General features: G+C 52.3%; 19 protein-coding genes and 2 tRNA genes. 16 read left to right on the plus strand and 5 right to left on the minus strand.

What is annotated here, in order from left to right:
• Window position 1: 1 nt before the first annotated feature.
• Window positions 2–1435: a serine-type D-Ala-D-Ala carboxypeptidase gene (gene dacB, locus GUC46_RS02575; protein WP_003839958.1), complete on the minus strand. Its 1434-nt coding sequence runs from the start codon at window positions 1433–1435 to the stop codon at window positions 2–4.
• Between the two features lie 248 nt (window positions 1436–1683).
• Between dacB and greA the strand changes: the two genes are divergently transcribed.
• Entirely contained in the window at window positions 1684–2160 is a 477-nt protein-coding gene (gene greA, locus GUC46_RS02580; protein ID WP_003025019.1) for a transcription elongation factor GreA, read from the plus strand.
• A 153-nt stretch (window positions 2161–2313) separates the two neighbouring features.
• Here the strand turns inward: greA and yhbY are convergent, their stop codons facing one another.
• On the minus strand, window positions 2314–2607 hold the full coding sequence (yhbY, locus tag GUC46_RS02585) for a ribosome assembly RNA-binding protein YhbY (protein ID WP_003025016.1): 294 nt from the start codon (window positions 2605–2607) through the stop codon (window positions 2314–2316).
• Between the two features lie 125 nt (window positions 2608–2732).
• Here yhbY and rlmE point away from each other — a divergent pair, with 125 nt between their 5' ends.
• From rlmE to glmM, 4 genes are all read left to right on the plus strand, one after another.
• Window positions 2733–3362: a 23S rRNA (uridine(2552)-2'-O)-methyltransferase RlmE gene (gene rlmE / locus GUC46_RS02590; RefSeq protein ID WP_003025015.1), complete on the plus strand. Its 630-nt coding sequence runs from the start codon at window positions 2733–2735 to the stop codon at window positions 3360–3362.
• A 99-nt stretch (window positions 3363–3461) separates the two neighbouring features.
• Window positions 3462–5396 carry an ATP-dependent zinc metalloprotease FtsH gene (gene ftsH / locus GUC46_RS02595; RefSeq protein ID WP_058842408.1) on the plus strand — a complete coding sequence of 645 codons (1935 nt, stop codon included), beginning with the start codon at window positions 3462–3464 and terminating at the stop codon, window positions 5394–5396.
• A gap of 98 nt (window positions 5397–5494) precedes the next feature.
• Window positions 5495–6343, plus strand: coding sequence for a dihydropteroate synthase (folP, locus tag GUC46_RS02600; protein WP_003025010.1), 849 nt, complete (start codon window positions 5495–5497; stop codon window positions 6341–6343).
• On the plus strand, window positions 6336–7673 hold the full coding sequence (gene glmM / locus GUC46_RS02605) for a phosphoglucosamine mutase (RefSeq protein WP_003025008.1): 1338 nt from the start codon (window positions 6336–6338) through the stop codon (window positions 7671–7673). The genes folP and glmM overlap by 8 nt, the downstream gene beginning before the upstream one ends.
• A 44-nt stretch (window positions 7674–7717) precedes the next feature.
• Here the strand turns inward: glmM and dcuC are convergent, their stop codons facing one another.
• Window positions 7718–9184 carry a C4-dicarboxylate transporter DcuC gene (gene dcuC / locus GUC46_RS02610; protein ID WP_003025006.1) on the minus strand — a complete coding sequence of 489 codons (1467 nt, stop codon included), beginning with the start codon at window positions 9182–9184 and terminating at the stop codon, window positions 7718–7720.
• A gap of 10 nt (window positions 9185–9194) precedes the next feature.
• Window positions 9195–10328: a beta-aspartyl-peptidase gene (gene iadA, locus GUC46_RS02615; protein ID WP_003025004.1), complete on the minus strand. Its 1134-nt coding sequence runs from the start codon at window positions 10326–10328 to the stop codon at window positions 9195–9197.
• Between the two features lie 148 nt (window positions 10329–10476).
• Between iadA and GUC46_RS02620 the strand changes: the two genes are divergently transcribed.
• The 3 genes from GUC46_RS02620 to GUC46_RS02630 all read left to right on the plus strand — a co-directional run bounded on the left by GUC46_RS02620 (window position 10477) and on the right by GUC46_RS02630 (window position 11966).
• Window positions 10477–11370: a LysR family transcriptional regulator gene (locus GUC46_RS02620; protein ID WP_003844846.1), complete on the plus strand. Its 894-nt coding sequence runs from the start codon at window positions 10477–10479 to the stop codon at window positions 11368–11370.
• Window positions 11371–11537: 167 nt separating this feature from the next.
• On the plus strand, window positions 11538–11870 hold the full coding sequence (gene secG, locus GUC46_RS02625) for a preprotein translocase subunit SecG (RefSeq protein ID WP_003025000.1): 333 nt from the start codon (window positions 11538–11540) through the stop codon (window positions 11868–11870).
• Window positions 11871–11879: 9 nt separating this feature from the next.
• Window positions 11880–11966, plus strand: a tRNA-Leu gene (locus GUC46_RS02630).
• A gap of 202 nt (window positions 11967–12168) precedes the next feature.
• Here GUC46_RS02630 and argG read toward each other — a convergent pair.
• Window positions 12169–13512, minus strand: a complete 1344-nt coding sequence (argG, locus tag GUC46_RS02635) for an argininosuccinate synthase (RefSeq protein ID WP_003024998.1) — start codon at window positions 13510–13512, stop codon at window positions 12169–12171.
• Between the two features lie 333 nt (window positions 13513–13845).
• Here argG and GUC46_RS02640 point away from each other — a divergent pair.
• From GUC46_RS02640 to pnp, 8 genes are all read left to right on the plus strand, one after another.
• A tRNA-Met gene (locus GUC46_RS02640) sits at window positions 13846–13922 on the plus strand.
• Window positions 13923–14129: 207 nt separating this feature from the next.
• Entirely contained in the window at window positions 14130–14582 is a 453-nt protein-coding gene (gene rimP, locus GUC46_RS02645; protein WP_003024996.1) for a ribosome maturation factor RimP, read from the plus strand.
• Window positions 14583–14610: 28 nt separating this feature from the next.
• On the plus strand, window positions 14611–16098 hold the full coding sequence (gene nusA / locus GUC46_RS02650; RefSeq protein WP_003024992.1) for a transcription termination factor NusA: 1488 nt from the start codon (window positions 14611–14613) through the stop codon (window positions 16096–16098).
• A gap of 24 nt (window positions 16099–16122) precedes the next feature.
• Complete coding sequence (gene infB, locus GUC46_RS02655) at window positions 16123–18813, plus strand: translation initiation factor IF-2 (RefSeq protein ID WP_003844847.1); 2691 nt, start codon at window positions 16123–16125, stop codon at window positions 18811–18813.
• Window positions 18814–18958: 145 nt separating this feature from the next.
• Window positions 18959–19363 carry a 30S ribosome-binding factor RbfA gene (gene rbfA, locus GUC46_RS02660; protein WP_003024988.1) on the plus strand — a complete coding sequence of 135 codons (405 nt, stop codon included), beginning with the start codon at window positions 18959–18961 and terminating at the stop codon, window positions 19361–19363.
• Window positions 19363–20307, plus strand: a complete 945-nt coding sequence (truB, locus tag GUC46_RS02665; RefSeq protein WP_003024986.1) for a tRNA pseudouridine(55) synthase TruB — start codon at window positions 19363–19365, stop codon at window positions 20305–20307. The genes rbfA and truB overlap by 1 nt, the downstream gene beginning before the upstream one ends.
• 273 nt (window positions 20308–20580) lie before the next feature.
• On the plus strand, window positions 20581–20850 hold the full coding sequence (gene rpsO, locus GUC46_RS02670) for a 30S ribosomal protein S15 (protein WP_000059465.1): 270 nt from the start codon (window positions 20581–20583) through the stop codon (window positions 20848–20850).
• Between the two features lie 246 nt (window positions 20851–21096).
• Complete coding sequence (gene pnp, locus GUC46_RS02675) at window positions 21097–23229, plus strand: polyribonucleotide nucleotidyltransferase (RefSeq protein WP_003024984.1); 2133 nt, start codon at window positions 21097–21099, stop codon at window positions 23227–23229.
• Window positions 23230–23313: the final 84 nt, after the last annotated feature.

Raw genomic sequence — 23313 nt, forward strand, 5'->3', positions numbered from 1 at the left:
TCTAATTGTTCTGATAAATATCCTTGTACAACCGGCTCTCGAAGCGCACCAACGGAATACGGCGATTACGCTGGTCAGCCGGCTCTACCGCATAACCAGACAAATATTGCACGAATGCCATGCGTTGGCCGCTTGCCGTGGTAATGAAGCCAGCAAGGTTATAGACTCCTTGCAGCGAGCCTGTCTTCGCCGATACTTTGCCATCCACACCAGCCTGATGCAGACCCGCACGGTATTGCAGGGAGCCGTCGTGCCCCGCCAACGGCAGCATAGTGATAAAGTTCAGCTCGTTATCGTGTTGAGCGATATATTGCAGCACCTGCATCATGGTCGCCGGAGCAATCAGGTTATGCCGGGAGAGGCCTGAACCGTCGGCAATAATGGTGTTGCCGATATCAACGCCCGCCTGCTGACGCAAAATCTGGCGTACGGCATCAGAACCCGCCCGCCAGGTGCCTGGCACGTTAAATCGGACATGACCAATCATACGGAAAACGGTATCGGCAATCATGTTGTCCGATTTTTTCAGCATAATCTTAAGCAGGTCATGCAGTGGCGCTGACTGCTTACTGGCGACCACCGTTCCCGGCTCGTTGACCAGCGTCTGGCGCAGCAGCGTACCGCTGTAGGTGATACCTGCTTGTTTTAGCTCATCTTTGATAATCGCCCCGGCATAGCTGGCTCCGTCCTGAATGGCGAACGCCAGCGGCAGCGGATCGGCTCGTTGGGGCAGGCATCCGGTTAGCGTATAGCGGTTGAGATCGCCGGGAACCACATCCAGTTCACAATATTGCGCTTCCGCAGAACCTCGGGCGAGAGTACGCACCTGACTGAACATGGTGACTGGGTAATAAGATGCCACGCGAATAAAGGCGAGATCGTTGGGTTTTTGCGCGCTGTAGAGTGAAACCGAGAAACAGTTTCTATCGACAATAGCCGCTGCGGGCGGTGCGCTAAAACACTGCGTCATGTCGTTCCAGGGCCAACCGGGCGCTTTATCATGACTGGCGAAAATAGAGGTGTCGATCAGGACATTTCCGGCAATTTGCGTCACGCCTGATTTTTTCAGGGTTGCCACCATATTGCGAATATCCTGGCGTTTTAGCGTCGGATCAGCACCAAATCGTGCCACTAAGTCACCTTTCAATACGCCGCCTTCCACGTTGCCTTTAGTCTCAAGCGTAGTGGTAAAACGAAAGTCAGGCCCGAGCTGAATCAATGCCGCCAGCGCGGTGATCACTTTCTGGGTACTGGCCGGCAGCGCCATCTGCTGGCTATGAAAATCAATAGCGGGTGCAGGTGCGCCAACCTTCTGTACCATAAGGGCGAGGTTGGCCCCGGCAGGGAGCTGATTGATATACTCGTCGACGTTCGCAGCCTGAACGCTGAACGCTATACTGGCAGTCAATCCGATGGTAAATCTGGAAAATCGCATAATCTCGCGCTAACAACCTGGAAACAGGCCGTCATACTACGGCGCAACGCCCCAAAAAGTAAACGATGACCCATAAGGAACTCCAGGGTAAAATGATCATCAAATAGAGAATTGTAGCTGACCTGGGACCTTGAGCCCCGGGTCGGTATTTTTTTGCTTCTGACTCTGGCATGACATTCGCCAGGGTGGGCTTAGCAGCCGGGGTGAGAGCAACTGCCCCCTACAGGAATGTTCAAGAGGTATAACAAATGCAAGCTATCCCGATGACCTTACGTGGTGCTGAAAAACTGCGCGAAGAGCTGGATTTTCTGAAATCTGTGCGCCGTCCTGAAATTATTGCCGCTATCGCTGAAGCGCGTGAGCACGGTGACCTGAAAGAGAACGCGGAGTATCACGCGGCGCGCGAACAGCAGGGTTTCTGCGAAGGACGCATTAAAGATATCGAGGCTAAACTGTCCAACGCGCAGGTAATCGACGTTACTAAAATGCCGAACAATGGCCGCGTTGTTTTCGGCGCGACGGTTACCGTGTTGAATCTCGATAACGATGAAGAGCAGACCTGGCGTATTGTCGGCGATGATGAAGCCGATTTTAAACAGAACCTGATTTCAGTGAACTCGCCTATCGCTCGTGGCCTTATCGGTAAAGAGCAGGATGACGTCGTGGTTATCAAAACGCCGGGCGGCGAAGTGGAATATGAAGTGACGAAGGTAGAATACCTGTAATTCGCATCTTGGTTAAGATGTTGATACATTGTAAAGAAAGGAAAAAGGCCGCATAGCGGCCTTTTATCAACGAAGAGAGCGTGGCATTTTGCTCTCCTGCTAGCGGAAAACCCCGCGTTTTACACAAACTTCGTGTTCAACTTTGGGATATTCTTAGCGTGGCAGCGAGATTTTACGTTCTTTAGTCGGGCGATACAGTACCAGCGTTTTGCCGATGACCTGCACATTACAGGCGCCGGTTTCGCGTACGATAGCTTCCACGATCAAGGTTTTAGTATCGCGATCTTCCGAGGCGATTTTCACCTTGATAAGTTCATGGTGCTCTAACGCTTGTTCAATCTCGGCCAGTACCCCTTCGGTCAAACCATTGTTGCCAAGCATAACTACAGGCTTGAGCGGATGTGCCAGACCTTTCAGGTGCTGTTTTTGTTTAGTACTCAGATTCATCGTATATTTTTGCTTACGTTGGGATTGAAAACGGGTCATTCTACCGCCATCTCCCATATATCACCAAATAGCTGTGTAGAAATTTACACCATTGGTTACGATGAACTGCCCTTTGGGAATGTGAAATGACAGGTAAAAAGCGTTCTGCCAGCTCGAGTCGCTGGCTTCAGGAACACTTTAGCGATAAATATGTTCAACAGGCGCAGAAAAAGGGGTTACGTTCCCGTGCCTGGTTTAAACTTGATGAAATACAGCAAAGTGACAAAATTTTTAAACCGGGGATGACGATAGTTGATCTCGGTGCTGCACCCGGTGGCTGGTCGCAATATGCAGTTACGCAGATCGGCAACACCGGCCGCATTATCGCTTGCGATCTTTTACCTATGGATCCAATCGTTGGTGTGGACTTCCTTCAGGGCGACTTTCGTGATGAATTAGTCCTGAAAGCGTTACTTGAACGCGTAGGTGACAGTAAAGTACAAGTTGTCATGTCTGATATGGCGCCAAATATGTGTGGAACACCGGCGGTGGATATTCCCCGGGCCATGTATCTGGTAGAGCTGGCGCTTGGAATGGCTCGTGATGTATTAGCGCCAGGTGGTAGTTTTGTAGTGAAGGTGTTCCAGGGCGAAGGCTTCGATGAGTATCTAAGAGAGATTCGCTCCCTGTTTACGAAGGTCAAAGTTCGTAAGCCGGACTCTTCTCGCGCCCGTTCGCGTGAAGTGTATATTGTAGCGACCGGGCGTAAACCATAACCGGCAGATTTCAAACGAAAGTTTGAAAGAAACTGGATATAGAGTATCCTGACGCTGTTTTTAACACAGTTGTAATATGAGGTTAATCCCTTGAGTGACATGGCGAAAAACCTAATTCTCTGGCTGGTCATTGCCGTTGTGCTGATGTCAGTATTCCAGAGCTTTGGGCCCAGCGAGTCTAATGGCCGTAAGGTTGATTACTCTACCTTCCTGCAAGAGGTCAATCAGGACCAGGTTCGTGAAGCGAAGATCAACGGACGTGAGATTAACGTTACCAAGAAAGATAGTAACCGTTACACGACCTACATCCCGGTTAACGATCCGAAGCTGCTTGATAACCTGCTGACCAAAAACGTCAAGGTTGTTGGCGAACCACCTGAAGAGCCGAGCCTGCTGGCTTCTATCTTCATTTCCTGGTTCCCAATGCTGCTGCTGATTGGTGTCTGGATCTTCTTCATGCGTCAGATGCAGGGCGGTGGTGGCAAAGGTGCCATGTCGTTCGGCAAGAGCAAAGCGCGCATGCTGACGGAAGATCAGATCAAAACGACTTTTGCTGACGTTGCGGGTTGTGACGAAGCAAAAGAAGAAGTCGCTGAGCTGGTTGAGTATCTGCGCGAACCGAGCCGTTTCCAGAAACTGGGCGGTAAAATCCCGAAAGGCGTCCTGATGGTCGGTCCTCCGGGTACGGGTAAAACCCTGCTGGCGAAAGCTATCGCAGGTGAAGCGAAGGTTCCATTCTTCACAATTTCCGGTTCTGATTTCGTGGAAATGTTCGTGGGTGTCGGTGCATCTCGTGTGCGTGACATGTTCGAACAAGCCAAAAAAGCGGCACCGTGCATCATCTTCATCGATGAAATCGACGCCGTAGGCCGCCAGCGTGGCGCAGGTCTGGGCGGTGGTCACGATGAACGTGAACAGACGCTGAACCAGATGCTGGTTGAGATGGACGGCTTCGAAGGTAACGAAGGTATTATCGTTATCGCAGCGACTAACCGTCCGGACGTTCTTGACCCTGCGCTGCTTCGTCCAGGCCGTTTCGACCGTCAGGTTGTGGTTGGTCTGCCGGACGTTCGCGGTCGTGAACAGATCCTGAAAGTGCATATGCGTCGCGTGCCGCTGTCTCCGGATATCGATGCGGCAATCATTGCACGTGGTACGCCTGGCTTCTCCGGTGCGGACCTCGCGAACCTGGTCAACGAAGCGGCGCTGTTTGCTGCTCGTGGCAACAAGCGCGTAGTGTCGATGGTTGAGTTCGAAAAAGCGAAAGACAAAATCATGATGGGTGCGGAACGTCGCTCCATGGTGATGACGGAAGCGCAGAAAGAATCTACCGCGTATCACGAAGCAGGCCACGCGATTATCGGTCGCCTGGTGCCGGAACACGATCCGGTGCACAAAGTGACGATTATCCCGCGCGGTCGTGCGCTGGGTGTGACCTTCTTCCTGCCTGAAGGCGATGCAATCAGCGCCAGCCGTCAGAAACTGGAAAGTCAGATCTCCACATTGTACGGTGGCCGTCTCGCGGAAGAGATCATCTACGGTGCTGAACATGTTTCTACCGGTGCGTCGAACGACATTAAAGTCGCGACTAACCTGGCGCGTAACATGGTTACTCAGTGGGGCTTCTCCGATAAACTCGGTCCGTTGCTGTACGCTGAAGAAGAAGGCGAAGTGTTCCTGGGACGTTCTGTGGCGAAAGCGAAACACATGTCCGATGAAACCGCTCGCATTATCGATCAGGAAGTTAAACTGCTGATTGAGCGTAACTATGACCGTGCACGTCGTTTGCTGAACGAAAACATGGACATTCTGCACTCGATGAAAGATGCGCTCATGAAATATGAGACTATCGATGCGCCGCAGATTGACGATCTGATGGCTCGCCGCGATGTGCGTCCGCCTGCGGGTTGGGAAGAACCGGGTTCTTCTAACAACAACTCTGGCAGCACCGGCAAGCCGAATGCACCGCGTCCGGTTGATGAACCGCGTGCGCCGGACTCTGGCACTATGTCAGAGCAACTGGGCGACAAATAAGTTATCGTTGATGATGACCGTGTTTTAATTGAAAACCCTGGGGCTTGCTCCGGGGTTTTTCTTATCTGCATATTCAAGATTTTACCAGGGATAAAACTATGAAACTCTTTGCTCAGGGTTCTTCACTGGATCTCAGCCATCCGCACGTCATGGGGATTTTGAACGTCACGCCAGACTCATTTTCCGATGGTGGAGCGCACAACTCTTTGGTTGAGGCGGTAAAACACGCAAACCTGATGATTAACGCCGGGGCGACTATCATTGATGTGGGTGGTGAGTCCACGCGTCCGGGCGCGGCTGATGTGAGTGTGGAAGAAGAGTTGCAGCGAGTGATCCCTGTGGTGGAGGCGATTGCTCAGCGTTTTGAAGTGTGGATTTCGGTTGATACCTCAAAGCCCGAAGTGATCCGCGAATGCGCCAGGGTTGGCGCGCATATCATCAATGACATTCGCTCACTCTCGGAGCCTGGAGCGTTGGAAGCCGCAGCGGAGACCGGATTGCCGGTTTGCCTGATGCATATGCAGGGGCAGCCGAAAACCATGCAGGAAGCGCCAAAGTATGAGGATGTTTTTGCTGAGGTAGATCGTTACTTTGTTGAGCAAATAGCACGTTGCGAGCGGGCTGGAATCACAAAAGATAAATTGTTGCTCGACCCCGGGTTCGGATTCGGTAAAAATCTCACTCACAACTACACATTACTGGCACGTCTGGCGGAGTTTCATCATTTTAATCTGCCGCTGCTGGTTGGGATGTCACGAAAATCAATGGTCGGTCAGTTACTGAATGTGGGGCCATCTGAACGTCTGAGCGGTAGTCTTGCGTGCGCGGTGATTGCCGCAATGCAGGGGGCGCAGATCGTTCGTGTCCATGACGTCAAAGAAACCGTAGAAGCGATGCGTGTGGTGGAAGCCACATTGTCTGCAAAGGAAAAAAAACGCTATGAGTAATCGTAAATATTTTGGCACTGATGGGATCCGCGGTCGCGTAGGTGATGCCCCAATTACTCCTGACTTTGTGCTCAAGCTGGGCTGGGCTGCAGGGAAAGTGCTGGCTCGTCATGGGTCACGTAAAATTATTATCGGTAAAGATACGCGTATTTCCGGCTATATGCTGGAGTCCGCGCTGGAAGCGGGCCTGGCAGCCGCCGGACTCTCAGCCTCATTCACAGGGCCAATGCCAACACCTGCCGTTGCTTATTTGACGCGTGCTTTCCGTGCTGAGGCCGGGATTGTTATCTCCGCTTCGCACAACCCATTCTATGACAATGGGATTAAATTCTTCTCCATCGATGGGACCAAACTGCCGGATGCGGTTGAAGAAGCTATAGAAGCCGAAATGGAAAAAGCGATCACCTGCGTGGACTCGGCTGAACTGGGTAAAGCTACCCGTATCGTTGATGCTGCCGGTCGCTATATCGAGTTTTGCAAAGGCACCTTCCCGAACGAATTGAGTCTGAGTGAGCTTAAAATTGTGGTGGATTGCGCTAACGGTGCAACGTACCACATTGCACCAAATGTACTGCGTGAGCTGGGTGCAAACGTGATTGCCATTGGCTGTGAGCCAAACGGTGTGAACATCAATGAAGAAGTCGGCGCCACTGACGTCCGTGCCCTGCAGGCGCGCGTGATTGCGGAAAAAGCCGATCTGGGTATTGCGCTGGACGGCGATGGCGACCGCGTTATTATGGTTGACCACGAAGGCAATAAGGTCGATGGCGATCAGATCATGTACATCATCGCCCGTGAAGCCCTGCGTCAGGGACAGCTGCGTGGTGGTGCGGTAGGTACGCTGATGAGCAACATGGGCCTCGAGCTGGCGCTGAAACAGCTAGGTATTCCTTTTGCTCGGGCGAAAGTTGGCGACCGCTATGTGCTGGAAAAAATGCAGGAAAAAGGCTGGCGTATCGGTGCCGAAAACTCTGGTCATGTGATCCTGCTGGACAAAACCACCACTGGTGACGGCATCGTGGCGGGCCTGCAGGTGCTGGCGGCGATGGTGCGCAACCATATGAGTTTGCACGACCTGTGCAGCGGCATGAAAATGTTCCCACAGCTGCTGGTTAACGTACGTTACACCGCAGGTAGCGGCGATCCGTTGGAACATGAAAACGTGAAAGCGGTGATGGCGGAAGTGGAAGCGGCGCTGGGTAACCGTGGACGCGTCCTGCTGCGTAAGTCTGGTACCGAACCGTTAATTCGTGTGATGGTTGAAGGTGAAGACGAAGCGCAGGTGACTGAATTCGCCCACCGTATTGCCGATGCTGTGAAAGCGGCGTAATCCCGAAGAAAGTGAGAGCCGGAGTCTGAGACTCCGGCTTTTTTTTACTGTACGGCAAGCGGCTGTTTACGTCGGCGCTGCCAGAAGTAACCACCGACCATCAGTAGTACAAGGACTGCCAGCCACGGCAGAACCGCCAGCAAATGCCCAGACCGGGCAAAGGTTAGCGCAATCATCAGTAGCCAACCGCCCAGCATCGGAATCGCGGTGCGCTTAACAATATCCACAGGCGAGACGCCTGCAATCCCTGCGATAGCAATGATGACGCCGGCAATCGGCGATAACGTACGACCAATACCCGCCGATATCTGGATAGGCAACATCATGACTGCGATATCGCTACCGATATGACGGCTGATGTCCGGCACCATGGGTGCGAAGGAGAAAAATGCCGCATTCCCGGAGCCCATCAGCGCTGAAATTGCGAAGGTGATTAGGGTCATCAGCAGGATAATAGAGGCGGCGCTGAGGCCAAATTCGCCAGAAAGCGACAGCAGCGCGTCGACGGCGCCAATGGCTTTCAGCCCGGCGGAAAAAACTTCACCGGCGATAATCAGCGTCACGACGGTGGCAAAAACGCTGCCCATGCTGTCGAAAACCTTTTGTACGCCAGCCATCACCTCGCGCGCCTTGCGATGACGGCAGTACTCACAAACCAGCGTAATAGCGAGGCTTATCAGTACGGCGGTATCCAGCGTAATCTTAAGCGAGCTAAATACTAAATCGCTGCACACCAACATCAATACAAGCGGCAGCATGGGCAGAAACAGCCAGGCGATAGGTGCGTCGGCTTCATCAGTTGCCGTTAATGTCTGCATCTGCTGAGCTGCATTGTCGCCACTTTCCCGACGGTCAAAAAAGCGTTGCACAACAATATGCAACAGGGCGATGAAAAGAATGACGGGCACAACGATCGGCAACTGATCCTGCACAAAATAGTTCACCACCTCAATACCTGCGGTTTTGGCGGCGAGAACCGAGTTGCCGGATCCTGGGCCAAACTCAACCGCACAGGTACTGGCGATAACTGCGGCAACTGCGGCGCGGCTACAGCCAAGACGGGTAAGCAATGGGTAAAGCGTCGCCATCAACAGCAGACCCAATCCGGTGGCGCTGCTGATAAACAGCGACAGGAATTGGCCTAATAGCAGTGCCAGTCCCAGCAGCAGATAAGGCGAGTTCAGCCGTTGTAGAGGACGAGATGTTACCCGAACCAGTACCTGGCTTGCGCCAATGGCTGACATGTACGTGGCGAAACCACCAATCAGCATAATTTGCAGCCCGAGGCCGCCGAGACGCACACTCAGGGTATCGCGGATAAACTCAAAGGCGTCAAAGGGGCCAAATCCGGTGCTCTTTTTCACCAGACCACTGAGTGAGGTCATTCCACTAAAATGCGCGATAAGCAACAGCACAATCCCGGTCAATAACAGTACCGACTGGGGGTGATATTTTTTGAGGATCAGACGTCCGGCAAAAATGATGGCGATTAGCGCCAGTAGTAATGACATTCTTGCCCCCTTACTCGAAGTTGCCGGTAACCAGGCACTCGCCATCCCGCAGCAACGGTTTACCCGCGGCAAACAGATGGGCCAGCGAGAGGTCATCATTGAGTACACAGATATCGGCACGTTCTCCGGCGCAGAGCACGCCCCCGGAAATACCCAGCGAGCGTGCAACGTTTGCCGTCAGCATTGCGATGGCCTGCGGCACCGGAATACCGACATCAATCAGGCGAGGAAGTAGGTTAAGATTGCCTGCGACCGGTGCCGCGCTTAAACCTTCAACGATACCCTGAGCGTTAAAGCGCGGAACGCTGCCATTGCCGTCAGAACTGATCGTGATGCGCTCCGCCGGAACCTGTGCTTCGAGTGCGTGGAGAATCGCTTGCTCCTGAGGCATAAAACGACTGCCACCAGACGTAACATCGATATGGCCGCCACGATGGGCGAAAGCAATAGCCTGTTCGAACAAGGGCTCTGTTCTTGCAACATGGGTCGGTGAAATATGGTGAATCGGAATACCCGCATCACACAACTCAATAAGTTGCGACATCCCTTCCGGCAGATTCCCCAGGTGCACATGCAGCAAGCCTTTTTTCCCTGCCAGCAGGGAAGCGACGCGAATATCGCTCACTATCCTCAGCAACTCCTGGAAAGAGGGGTAAGAGCCGCGGTGATCGGCGAGGGCGATTTTTACACCAAGAATTGCCGGAATGAAGGCCATATCATCGCGGATGGATCGCGTAATGGTTGGGCTGGGAACGGCGTAGGCTCCCGTATGCATAAACGCGCGTAATCCCTCAAGGTTGAGAGACTGCATTTTAGCGTAGAGGTCTTTGGGCGAACGAGAAATGGCATCGGTGCCTAACACGCCAACCACCGTGGTAATACCCGCCTGAATCAGATCGCGCAGCTTGACGGCGGGTGTCCGACTGGCAAATCCGGCTTCGCCACCGCCACCGGTAAGATGAACATGCTGATCGATGATGCCAGGGATAACCCATTTACCCCGACAATCGATGACCTCGTTGACGCCATCAAACAGTGAAATATCTTTTTCTACCGCCACAATTCGGTCGGCATGAATGAGCAGGGAGCAGAGGCCTAAATCCTCAGGAGAAAAAACACGGGCATTGGTCAATAAAGTAAACATAGCGGTCCTGTCAAACGTCGAAGGTGAGAGTCGGCAGGTGAAACGGAATATTGTTGTTATGATGCCCACCATAAAGCCATTACTATAACTATGACTATTACCGATTTGTTATTGGAGGATGCGGTTATGGCATGGCGGAGAGCACAACGTGGATTGTAAGTGGCTGGAAGATTTTCTGGCCTTGAGCCAGCATGGAAACTACTCTCAGGCCGCGGCGCAGCGGCATATTACTCAACCTGCGCTGAGTCGGCGTATAAAGTCGCTGGAAGAGGTGCTGGGCGTGCCTTTGTTTGATCGGACAACGACCCCCGTCACGCTGACGCGCTATGGTGAACGCTTTGAACCTTATGCCCGGCACGTCCTCAGTACGTTAACAGAGGCACGCCATGAGCTGTCGGCGATGACGCCAGCAACGGATAACACGCTGGTGATGGTCAGCCTGCATACGCTGTCGGTGAATATCCTGCCGGATATGATCAACTACCTGCGACAGAGTGAGCCGCAGTTAAACTTTACGGTAAACGCCAGTATCCAGGGGATAGACAACCACTTCAATGCCCTGATAAACCGGCAAATTGATATGCTGGTGACTTACGATTTACCCTCTTCACAACCAGGGCTGGAGATTGCCGGAGGGTTAAAACGTTCACTATGGCGGTATGAGCGATTTATTCCTGTGATTTCTGCACAGTTGGTGGATACGCTGGACGATCCGCATACCCCGATCCCCTGGCTATGTTACAGCGACTATACCTTTGTCAGACGTATTATTGAGCTGGCAGAACAACGAGTGCGACCACGGTTGAAAAAAGTGTTTGAGAGTGGTTTAAGCGAAACGATACGAGAAATGGTGTTGCGCCATATGGGAATGGCCTGGTTACCTGAATCGATGGTGGCGGAAGAGTTGGTGAATCAGCAAATTATTCACTGCTGGCCAGAAAATGCAGACCTGATTTGTGAAATCCCTGTTGTGGTATGGGCGAATCTTGACGATCAACGCGCCGTCATGCAGAGATGCTGGGAGAAGTTGCTGCGTTTTTGATTGATGTGGCGATTTTTTCTGCAGTTGATACAATGCTAACAAATTGCCCTTGCGAAGGTTATTCGCTTTGGTTAGTATTCACACCCGCTTCAGTGGGAAACAGTAAATATTCCCGCTTTAATGGTCGAAGCATTGTACGCGGCAACTCCGCAAGGAACAGGTTGATTATGCACGAAGCTCTTTTAGTAGTTTTCCTTATTGTGGCAATTGGCCTGGTAGGCTTGATCATGCTGCAGCAAGGCAAAGGCGCTGATATGGGAGCCTCTTTTGGCGCAGGCGCTTCTGGTACTCTGTTTGGTTCAAGTGGTTCTGGTAACTTCATGACCCGTATGACAGCTGTATTGGGAACCTTGTTCTTCATCATCAGTCTGGTGCTGGGTAACATGAACAGCAATAAGACCAATAAAGGAAGTGAGTGGGAAAATCTGAGTGCACCGGCGAAAACCGAGCAAACTCAGCCAGCTGCTCCGGCTCAGCCGACCAGCGATATCCCACGCTAAGTATTCTGTACCGAGGTGGTGGAATTGGTAGACACGCTACCTTGAGGTGGTAGTGCCCTAACGGGCTTGTGGGTTCGAGTCCCATCCTCGGTACCAAATTCCAAAAAAAAGACGCTGCAAAGCGTCTTTTTTTTCGTCTGTTATTTTTGGCTGTCCTGTAGGTCGGATAAGCATAGCGCCATCAGGCGTTGTAATAATGTCGGATGGCGGCGTAAACGCCTTATCCGACCTACAGGGCCGCAGAGCTATATTCCGCACATAAAAAAGGCCGCTTTCGCGGCCTTAAGATGGTGTATCTTTACTTCGCCTTATTTTCCAGATTCTCAACCTGCGGCAGGCCGGTTGTGGAAGAAGCGGTCAGCAGACCAGACTGCGCATAGCCAAACAGCTTCTCGCGGGTATCGGTGATATCCAGATTACGCATGGTCAACTGACCGATACGGTCGTCCGGAGAGAATACGGAATCGCCTTTTTCCATCGTCAGACGTTCTGGTTTATAAGTCAGATTGTCAGATACGGTGTTGAGGATCGAGTAGTCATTACCACGGCGCAGTTCCAGCGTCACTTCACCGGTAATCTGGCTGGCAACCCAACGCTGCAGACCGTCACGCAGCATCAGCGCCTGAGAGTCGAACCAGCGGCCCTGATACAGCAGACGGCCAAGCTGGCGACCATGTGCGTGATACTGCTCGATGGTATCCTCGTTGTGAATACCGGTCAGCAAACGCTCGTATGCGATATGTAACAATGCCATCCCCGGGGCTTCGTAGATGCCACGGCTCTTCGCTTCAATGATGCGGTTTTCAATCTGATCGCTCATACCCAGACCGTGACGGCCGCCGATACGGTTGGCTTCCAGCATCATCTCAACGTCGTCGCTGAAGGTTTTACCGTTCAGTGCAACCGGATGACCCTGTTCAAAACGCACGGTCACTTCTTCTGCCGGGATCTTCACGCTCTCATCCCAGAACTTCACGCCCATAATTGGGTTGACGATTTTGACGCTTGAGTTCAGGAATTCCAGATCTTTTGCTTCGTGGGTCGCCCCGAGCATATTGGAGTCTGTTGAGTACGCTTTCTCAACGGACATCTTGTAGTCGAAACCACAGGCAATCATAAATTCGGACATCTCATGGCGACCGCCGAGTTCATCGATAAAATCGGTATCCAGCCATGGTTTATAAATCTGCAGTTCGGCGTTGGTCAGCAGACCGTAACGATAGAAACGTTCAATATCGTTACCTTTATAGGTGCTACCGTCACCCCAGATATTTACGCCATCTTCTTTCATGGCGGCAACCAGCATGGTGCCGGTCACGGCACGGCCCAGCGGGGTGGTATTGAAGTAGGTCAGTCCGCCAGTGGTGTTGTGGAATGCACCGCACTGAATGGCAGCGATCCCTTCGGCAACGAGCTGCTTACGGCAATCTACCAGGCGAGCATTCTCAGCACCATATTCCATTGCACGGCGAGGAATGGCGTCATAGTCATCCTCATCCGGCTGGCCCAAATTCGCAGTATATGCATATGGGACAGCCCCTTTTTGTCGCATCCACAGCAGTGCTGCACTGGTGTCCAGGCCGCCGGAAAAAGCGATACCAATACGTTGACCTACCGGGAGATGCTTGAGAATCGTCGTCATAAAATAAAACCCTGCTTGATAGACTGGTGAAGAGGTCGCTTATTATGCTAATTGCATTTTTATGCAAAATAAATGAGTTTTCATTTAATCATCTTTTCTGGATGACAGGAAGAGTTTAGTGATAATTTCGTTAAATAACGGCGTGGCTGGCATATTTATCTTGCTGGGCTAGCGCTGGGCAGCATTCATTGATTTGCATAGTCGTAACAAGGTTGACATAACGCATAGTGAATCAATATACTGTGCGCAGATTTTACGTCCCGTCCTCGGTACCAAATCCCAGCAGTATTTGCATTTTTTACCCAAAACGAGTAAAATTTGCCACGTTTCAGGCGCGGGGTGGAGCAGCCTGGTAGCTCGTCGGGCTCATAACCCGAAGGTCGTCGGTTCAAATCCGGCCCCCGCAACCACTTTCCCTTAGAGTTCTTTTTCAAATATACTGTGAAGACTTAGGCCTTCGTAGCTGGATTTGAAAAAAATTCTTTCGGAAGGTTCTCCGAACCGCAGGTGCGGTTATAGGGTTCAGTTATCTAAAGCCCCGATTTATCGGGGTTTTTTGTTATCTGACTACAGAATAACTGGGCTTTAGGCCCTTTTTTTATGTCTTGGGGGTGGGCTTGTCCACATTAGAGCAAAAATTAACAGAGATGATTACAGCGCCAGTTGAAGCCCTGGGCTACGAACTGGTCGGCATCGAATTTATTCGTGGTCGCACATCCACACTGCGCATCTATATTGATAGTGAAGATGGCATCAATGTTGATGATTGTGCTGATGTGAGCCATCAGGTAAGCGCCGTGATGGATGTCGAAGACCCAATCACCGTTGCCTATAACCTGGAAGTCTCCTCTCCGGGTCTCGACCGTCCTCTGTTCACAGCTGAACACTACGTGCGTTTCCTGGGTGAAGAAGTCACGCTGGTTCTTCGTATGGCGGTACAAAACCGTCGTAAATGGCAGGGCGTTATCAAAGCGGTGGACGGTGAGATGATCACGGTCACAGTCGAAGGCAAAGATGAAGTGTTCGCGCTGAGTAATATCCAGAAGGCGAACCTGGTTCCCCACTTTTAACAGTCTGGATTGAGGTGAAAAGCCCGCGATGAACAAAGAAATTTTGGCTGTTGTTGAAGCCGTATCCAACGAAAAAGCGCTGCCACGCGAGAAAATTTTTGAAGCACTGGAAAGTGCGCTGGCTACAGCAACAAAGAAAAAATATGAGCAAGAGATCGACGTTCGCGTAGAAATCGATCGTAAAAGCGGTGATTTCGATACCTTCCGTCGTTGGGTAATCGTAGAAGAAGTTACTCAGCCGACCAAAGAAATTACGCTGGAAGCGGCACGCTTCGAAGACGAAAGTCTGAACGTGGGCGAATATGTTGAAGATCAGATTGAATCTGTCACCTTTGACCGTATCACCACCCAGACCGCGAAACAGGTTATCGTACAGAAAGTACGTGAAGCTGAACGCGCAATGGTTGTCGATCAGTTCCGCGAACACGAAGGCGAAATCGTCACCGGTGTGGTAAAGAAAGTAAACCGCGACAACATTTCTCTGGATCTGGGCAGCAATGCTGAAGCTGTTATCCTGCGTGAAGACATGCTCCCGCGTGAAAACTTCCGCCCAGGTGACCGTATTCGTGGTGTTCTGTACTCTGTACGCCCGGAAGCGCGCGGTGCGCAGCTGTTTGTAACCCGTTCCAAACCGGAAATGCTGATTGAGCTGTTCCGCATTGAAGTACCGGAAATTGGCGAAGAAGTTATCGAAATTAAAGCGGCTGCCCGTGATCCGGGATCGCGTGCGAAAATCGCCGTTAAGACCAACGACAAGCGTATTGATCCGGTCGGCGCCTGTGTTGGTATGCGCGGTGCGCGCGTTCAGGCGGTTTCTACCGAACTGGGCGGCGAGCGTATCGATATCGTCCTGTGGGATGATAACCCGGCGCAGTTCGTGATTAACGCAATGGCGCCAGCAGACGTTGCTTCTATCGTGGTGGATGAAGACAAGCACACCATGGATATCGCGGTTGAAGCCGGTAACCTGGCTCAGGCGATTGGACGTAATGGTCAGAACGTCCGCCTGGCTTCACAACTGAGCGGTTGGGAACTCAACGTGATGACCGTTGATGACCTGCAGGCGAAGCATCAGGCTGAAGCACATGCAGCCATCGATACCTTCACCAAATATCTCGATATCGATGAAGATTTCGCGACCGTTCTGGTGGAAGAAGGTTTTGCGACGCTGGAAGAACTGGCCTACGTGCCAATGAAAGAGCTGCTGGAAATTGACGGCCTGGATGAACAGACCGTTGAAGCGCTGCGCGAGCGTGCTAAAAACGCACTGACCACTCTGGCACTGGCCCAGGAAGAAAGCCTCGGTGATAACAAACCGGCTGACGATCTGCTGAATCTGGAAGGATTGGATCGTGAGATGGCCTTCAAACTGGCGGCCCGTGGTGTTTGTACGCTGGAAGATCTCGCTGAACAGGGCATTGATGATCTGGCTGATATCGAAGGGTTGACCGACGAAAAAGCCGGTGAGCTGATTATGGCTGCCCGTAATATTTGCTGGTTCGGCGACGAAGCGTAATAAACTGTAGCAGGAAGGAACAGTATGACAGATGTAACCGTAAAAACGCTGGCTGCAGAGATACAGACTTCCGTGGATCGCCTGGTACAGCAATTTGCTGATGCCGGTATCCCGAAGTCTGCTGACGACTCTGTGTCCGCACAAGAGAAACAAACCTTACTGGCGCATTTGAACCGTGAAAACGGCTCAGCGCCGGATAAGTTGACATTGCAGCGTAAAACGCGCAGTACTCTCAATATTCCAGGTACCGGTGGAAAAAGCAAATCGGTACAAATCGAAGTCCGCAAGACACGCACCTTTGTGAAACGCGATCCGCAAGAGGCTGAACGCCTTGCCGCGGAAGAGCAGGCGCAGCGTGAAGCGGAAGAGCAAGCCCGTCGTGAGGCAGAAGAAGCTGCCAAACGCGAGGCGCAACAAAAAGCCGAACGTGAGGCCGCAGAACAAGCTAAGCGTGAAGCCGCTGATAAAGCGAAACGTGAAGCTGCGGAAAAAGACAAAGTGAGCAATCAACAGACCGACGATATGACTAAAACCGCCCAGGCCGAAAAAGCCCGCCGTGAAAATGAAGCCGCAGAACTGAAGCGTAAAGCGGAAGAAGAAGCACGTCGCAAGCTTGAAGAAGAAGCGCGCCGCGTAGCGGAAGAAGCTCGCCGTATGGCGGAAGAAAACGAGAAAAATGGTGTGAATAACGTTGAACCTGTCGAAGACACCAGCGATTATCACGTCACCACTTCTCAGCATGCTCGCCAGGCTGAAGACGAGAACGATCGTGAAGTCGAAGGCGGTCGTGGTCGTACTCGCAGCACTAAAGCAGCGCGTCCGGCGAAGAAAGGCAACAAACACGCTGAATCTAAAGCTGACCGTGAGGAAGCACGTGCAGCGGTTCGCGGCGGTAAAGGCGGTAAGCAGCGTAAAGGTTCCGCTCTGCAGCAGGGCTTCCAGAAGCCAGCTCAGGCCGTTAACCGTGACGTTGTGATCGGCGAAACCATCACCGTTGGCGATCTGGCGAACAAAATGGCAGTTAAAGGCTCTCAGGTCATCAAAGCGATGATGAAACTGGGCGCAATGGCTACCATTAACCAGGTCATCGACCAGGAAACCGCACAGCTGGTTGCCGAAGAGATGGGCCACAAAGTTATCCTGCGTCGTGAAAACGAGCTGGAAGAAGCGGTAATGAGCGACCGTGACACCGGTGCTGCGGCTGAACCGCGCGCACCAGTTGTGACCATCATGGGTCACGTTGACCACGGTAAAACCTCCCTGCTGGACTACATTCGTTCCACGAAAGTGGCTTCTGGTGAAGCGGGCGGCATTACTCAGCACATCGGTGCGTACCACGTTGAAACTGACAACGGTATGATCACCTTCCTGGATACCCCGGGTCACGCCGCGTTTACCTCCATGCGTGCTCGTGGTGCTCAGGCAACGGATATCGTTGTTCTGGTTGTTGCAGCAGACGACGGCGTGATGCCACAGACCATCGAAGCTATCCAGCACGCGAAAGCGGCGGGTGTGCCGGTGGTGGTTGCAGTCAACAAAATCGATAAGCCGGAAGCGGATCCGGATCGCGTTAAAAACGAACTGTCCCAGTACGGCATCATGCCGGAAGAGTGGGGCGGCGAGAGCCAATTCGTTCACGTTTCTGCGAAAGCGGGTACCGGTATCGACGAACTGCTGGATGCTATCCTGCTGCAGGCCGAAGTACTGGAACTGAAAGCTGTGCGTAAAGGCATGGCGAGCGGCGCGGTTATCGAATCCTTCCTGGATAAAGGTCGTGGTCCGGTTGCTACCGTACTGGTGCGTGAAGGTACGCTGCACAAAGGCGACATCGTACTGTGTGGCTTCGAATACGGTCGCGTTCGTGCTATGCGTAACGAACTGGGTCAGGAAGTACTGGAAGCAGGTCCGTCCATTCCGGTGGAAATCCTCGGTCTGTCCGGTGTTCCGGCTGCAGGTGACGAAGTTACTGTCGTTCGTGACGAGAAGAAAGCCCGTGAAGTTGCACTGTATCGTCAGGGCAAATTCCGTGAAGTCAAACTGGCTCGTCAGCAGAAATCTAAACTCGAGAACATGTTCGCTAACATGACCGAAGGCGAAGTTCACGAAGTGAACGTCGTCCTGAAGGCTGACGTTCAGGGTTCTGTAGAAGCGATTTCCGACTCTTTACTGAAACTGTCTACCGACGAAGTCAAAGTGAAGATCATCGGTTCTGGCGTAGGTGGTATCACCGAAACCGACGCGACCCTGGCTGCGGCATCCAACGCGATTCTGGTTGGCTTCAACGTCCGTGCTGATGCCTCTGCACGTAAAGTTATCGAATCTGAAAGCCTGGATCTGCGTTACTACTCCGTCATCTATCATCTGATCGACGAAGTGAAAGCAGCGATGAGCGGCATGCTGTCTCCGGAGCTGAAACAGCAGATCATTGGTCTGGCTGAAGTTCGTGATGTGTTCAAATCACCGAAATTCGGCGCTATCGCAGGCTGTATGGTTACCGAAGGCACGATTAAACGTCACAACCCAATCCGCGTTCTGCGCGACAACGTGGTTATCTATGAAGGCGAGCTGGAATCCCTGCGTCGCTTCAAAGATGACGTTAACGAAGTCCGTAACGGCATGGAATGTGGTATCGGCGTTAAGAACTACAACGACGTTCGCGTTGGCGATATGATCGAAGTGTTCGAGATTATCGAGATCCAACGTACTATCGCTTAATCTTCGTCGTCTTTTGGGCCGCAATTTGCAGCCCAAAATCCTTAGAAGATGATTAGGTGTAGGCCGGGTAAGCGAAGCGCCACCCGGCAAGAAATTTAAAAAGGGGCTGATAGCCCCTTTTTTGTCTTATTCTGGAGAATTTATTATGGCGAAAGAATTTGGTCGCCCGCAGCGTGTCGCGCAAGAGATGCAGAAAGAGATCGCACTCATCCTGCAACGCGAAATCAAAGACCCGCGTGTTGGTATGATGACCACCGTATCGGGTGTTGAGATGTCTCGTGATCTGGCATATGCCAAAGTATTCGTGACTTTCCTCAACGATCAGGACGAAGCTGCTGTGAAAAACGGCATCAAGGCACTGCAGGAAGCCTCTGGTTTTATCCGTTCTCTGCTGGGTAAAGCCATGCGTCTGCGTATCGTGCCTGAGCTGACCTTCTTCTACGACAACTCGTTGGTTGAAGGGATGCGCATGTCCAACCTGGTGACCAGCGTGGTGAAACATGACGATGAGCGTCGTGTGAACCCAGCGGACGACAGCAAGGAGGACTGATGAGTCGTCCTCGTCGTCGTGGTCGCGACATTCACGGTGTCCTGCTGCTGGATAAGCCGCAGGGCATGTCCAGCAATGATGTACTGCAAAAAGTAAAACGCATCTACAATGCCAATCGCGCAGGACATACCGGCGCACTGGATCCGCTGGCGACAGGCATGCTGCCAATCTGCCTCGGTGAAGCGACTAAGTTTTCACAGTATTTGCTGGATTCTGACAAACGCTATCGTGTGGTTGCCCGTCTGGGCCAGCGTACAGACACTTCCGATGCCGATGGGCAAATCGTGCAGGAACGTCCGGTAACCTTCACCGCAGAACAACTGGCGAGCGCGCTGGAAACTTTCCGCGGCGATATCGAGCAGATCCCGTCAATGTATTCGGCGCTGAAGTATCAGGGTAAGAAGCTGTACGAATATGCGCGTCAGGGTATTGAAGTGCCGCGTGAAGCGCGACCGATTACCGTCTATGAGCTGCTGTTTATCCGTCACGAAGGTAACGAACTGGAGCTGGAAGTTCACTGTTCCAAAGGCACCTATATTCGCACCATTGTTGACGATCTCGGTGAGAAGTTGGGCTGCGGCGCGCACGTCACGTATCTGCGTCGTTTGACGGTCAGCAAGTATCCGGTGGATCGAATGGTGACGCTGGAACATCTGCGTGAGCTGGTTGAACAGGCCGAGCAGCAGAACATTCCGGCGGCACAGCTGCTTGATCCTTTGCTGATGCCAATGGACAGTCCAGCATCGGACTATCCTGTTGTTAATTTGCCTTTAACATCCTCGGTTTACTTTAAAAATGGTAACCCGGTACGGACATCAGGCGCGCCGCTGGAAGGGCTGGTCCGCGTGACGGAAGGCGATGACGGCAAGTTTATCGGCATGGGGGAGATGGACGATGAAGGTCGTGTCGCCCCCCGTCGCCTGGTGGTCGAGTATCCTGCATAGCGCTCTCTGTCTTGCGATAAAAGGGCGCTGCGAGTAGAATACTGCCGCTTAACGTCGCGTAAATTGTTTAACAATCTACGCGACGTATACACAAAATCATTCGAGCTGCATCAAGGCGGCAAGTCTGAGAATCCTTAGGAGCTTACTTAGATAAGTGACTGAGGTGAGCGGACGCAGCCAACGCAGAGTCAGTTTGAAGGATAAAGTGTATACACTGGGATAGCTGAATTAGAGATCGGCATCCTTTCATTCTTATCACTTTGGAGTTTTAAAATGTCTCTAAGTACTGAAGCTACCGCTAAAATCGTTTCTGAGTTTGGTCGTGATGCAAACGACACCGGTTCTACCGATGTTCAGGTTGCTCTGTTGACTGCACAGATTAACCACCTGCAGGGTCACTTTGCAGAGCACAAAAAAGATCACCACAGCCGTCGTGGTCTGCTGCGCATGGTTTCTCAGCGTCGTAAACTGCTCGACTACCTGAAACGTAAAGATGTTGCACGTTACACCGCGCTGATCGAGCGTCTGGGTCTGCGTCGCTAATTCTTTCGAGTTTCAGAAAGAGGGGGCCTTCATGGCCCCTTTTTTCCAGCAGATGGCAGCAATTCGCTGGAAACTAATGTATTGTTGCTATGAATGATCTTCCGTTGCAGAGGTTCGCGCGGCTAATGAGAGGCTTTACTCATGCTTATGGGTTAGGGTTGTCATTAGTCGCGAGGATGCGCAGAAGATCGGGTATTAACGATGGCGCAAAATGTGCCGTCAAAAAAATAGAGAAAGGATATTATTTTGCTTAATCCGATCGTTCGTAAATTCCAGTACGGTCAGCATACCGTTACGCTGGAAACCGGCATGATGGCGCGTCAGGCGACTGCCGCTGTTATGGTTAGCATGGATGACACCGCGGTATTCGTTACCGTTGTTGGCCAGAAAAAAGCGAAACCAGGCCAGGACTTTTTCCCGCTGACCGTTAACTATCAGGAGCGTACCTACGCTGCTGGCCGTATCCCGGGTAGCTTCTTCCGTCGTGAAGGCCGTCCGAGCGAAGGCGAAACCCTGATCGCGCGTCTGATTGACCGCCCAGTTCGCCCGCTGTTCCCGGAAGGCTTCGTTAACGAAGTTCAGGTTATCGCGACCGTTGTTTCCGTTAACCCGCAGGTTAACCCGGACATCGTGGCAATGATTGGTGCATCTGCTGCGCTGACTCTGTCTGGTATTCCATTCAACGGCCCGATCGGTGCTGCACGTGTTGGTTACATCAATGACCAGTACGTACTGAACCCGACTCAGGACGAACTGAAAGAAAGCAAGCTGGACCTGGTTGTTGCGGGTACTGAAGCAGCCGTACTGATGGTTGAATCCGAAGCAGAACTGCTGAGCGAAGATCAGATGCTGGGTGCTGTTGTGTTCGGTCACGAACAGCAGCAGGTTGTGATTCAGGCTATCAACGAGCTGGCGAAAGAAGCTGGCAAACCGCGTTGGGACTGGCAGCCAGAAGCCGTCAACGAAGCGCTGAACGCACGCGTTGCCGCACTGGCAGAAGCTCGCCTGAGCGATGCTTACCGCATCACTGACAAACAAGAGCGTTATGCTCAGGTTGACGTAATCAAATCTGAAACCATCGCGACTCTGGTGGCTGAAGACGAAACCCTGGACGCTAACGAACTGGGTGAAATTCTGCACGCTATCGAGAAAAACGTTGTTCGTAGCCGCGTACTGGCAGGCGAGCCGCGCATCGATGGCCGTGAAAAAGACATGATCCGTGGTCTGGACGTGCGTACTGGCGTTCTGCCGCGTACCCACGGCTCCGCACTGTTCACCCGTGGCGAAACTCAGGCGCTGGTTACTGCGACCCTGGGCACCACTCGTGATGCGCAGAACCTTGACGAACTGATGGGCGAGCGCACTGACAACTTCCTGTTCCACTACAACTTCCCTCCGTACTGCGTAGGTGAAACCGGTATGGTCGGTTCTCCGAAGCGTCGTGAGATTGGTCACGGCCGTCTGGCGAAACGTGGCGTACTGGCAGTAATGCCGGAACTGGATAAATTCCCGTACACCGTGCGTGTGGTTTCTGAAATCACCGAATCTAACGGTTCTTCTTCCATGGCTTCCGTATGTGGTGCTTCCTTGGCGCTGATGGACGCAGGCGTGCCGATCAAAGCCGCCGTTGCGGGTATCGCGATGGGTCTGGTGAAAGAAGGCGACAACTTTGTTGTTCTGTCTGACATCCTGGGCGACGAAGACCACCTGGGCGATATGGACTTCAAAGTGGCGGGTTCCCGCGACGGTATCTCTGCACTGCAGATGGATATCAAAATTGAAGGTATCACCAAAGAGATCATGCAGGTTGCTCTGAACCAGGCTAAAGGTGCGCGTCTGCATATCCTGGGTGTGATGGAACAAGCGATTAACGCACCGCGTGGCGATATCTCTGAATTTGCTCCGCGTATCCACACCATCAAGATCAGCCCGGACAAGATCAAAGACGTTATCGGTAAAGGCGGTTCTGTTATCCGTGCTCTGACCGAAGAAACCGGCACCACCATTGAAATCGAAGATGATGGTACCGTGAAGATTGCTGCGACCGACGGCGAAAAAGCGAAATATGCTATCCGTCGTATCGAAGAGATCACCGCAGAGATCGAAGTAGGCCGTATCTACAATGGTAAAGTGACCCGTATCGTTGACTTTGGCGCATTCGTTGCCATCGGTGGCGGTAAAGAAGGTCTGGTACACATCTCTCAGATCGCTGATAAGCGCGTTGAGAAAGTGACCGACTACCTGCAGATGGGCCAGGAAGTACCGGTCAAAGTTCTGGAAGTTGATCGCCAGGGCCGTGTACGTCTGAGCATTAAAGAAGCAACTGAGCAGTCTCAGCCTGCAGGCGAACCGGAAGCTCCGGCAAGCCAGGGCGAGTAAGGTTGCCATTGCCCTCCGTGAAAGCGGAGGGCCTTTAACCCGGCAGGATGCCTTGTTAGCAACCGGGGAACCTGGACGTTCATT

This window comes from Citrobacter sp. LUTT5 (assembly GCF_009905315.1).
In the GTDB taxonomy this organism is placed as follows: Bacteria; Pseudomonadota; Gammaproteobacteria; order Enterobacterales; family Enterobacteriaceae; genus Citrobacter; species Citrobacter freundii.

Bases quoted from the DNA above. Each gene is read 5' to 3' on its own strand.
- dacB (WP_003839958.1), bottom strand. From the start codon at position 1,435: ATGCGATTTTCCAGATTTACCATCGGATTGACTGCCAGTATAGCGTTC.
- greA (WP_003025019.1), top strand. From the start codon at position 1,684: ATGCAAGCTATCCCGATGACCTTACGTGGTGCTGAAAAACTGCGCGAA.
- yhbY (WP_003025016.1), bottom strand. From the start codon at position 2,607: ATGAATCTGAGTACTAAACAAAAACAGCACCTGAAAGGTCTGGCACAT.
- rlmE (WP_003025015.1), top strand. From the start codon at position 2,733: ATGACAGGTAAAAAGCGTTCTGCCAGCTCGAGTCGCTGGCTTCAGGAA.
- ftsH (WP_058842408.1), top strand. From the start codon at position 3,462: ATGGCGAAAAACCTAATTCTCTGGCTGGTCATTGCCGTTGTGCTGATG.
- folP (WP_003025010.1), top strand. From the start codon at position 5,495: ATGAAACTCTTTGCTCAGGGTTCTTCACTGGATCTCAGCCATCCGCAC.
- glmM (WP_003025008.1), top strand. From the start codon at position 6,336: ATGAGTAATCGTAAATATTTTGGCACTGATGGGATCCGCGGTCGCGTA.
- dcuC (WP_003025006.1), bottom strand. From the start codon at position 9,184: ATGTCATTACTACTGGCGCTAATCGCCATCATTTTTGCCGGACGTCTG.
- iadA (WP_003025004.1), bottom strand. From the start codon at position 10,328: ATGTTTACTTTATTGACCAATGCCCGTGTTTTTTCTCCTGAGGATTTA.
- secG (WP_003025000.1), top strand. From the start codon at position 11,538: ATGCACGAAGCTCTTTTAGTAGTTTTCCTTATTGTGGCAATTGGCCTG.
- argG (WP_003024998.1), bottom strand. From the start codon at position 13,512: ATGACGACGATTCTCAAGCATCTCCCGGTAGGTCAACGTATTGGTATC.
- nusA (WP_003024992.1), top strand. From the start codon at position 14,611: ATGAACAAAGAAATTTTGGCTGTTGTTGAAGCCGTATCCAACGAAAAA.
- infB (WP_003844847.1), top strand. From the start codon at position 16,123: ATGACAGATGTAACCGTAAAAACGCTGGCTGCAGAGATACAGACTTCC.
- rbfA (WP_003024988.1), top strand. From the start codon at position 18,959: ATGGCGAAAGAATTTGGTCGCCCGCAGCGTGTCGCGCAAGAGATGCAG.
- truB (WP_003024986.1), top strand. From the start codon at position 19,363: ATGAGTCGTCCTCGTCGTCGTGGTCGCGACATTCACGGTGTCCTGCTG.
- rpsO (WP_000059465.1), top strand. From the start codon at position 20,581: ATGTCTCTAAGTACTGAAGCTACCGCTAAAATCGTTTCTGAGTTTGGT.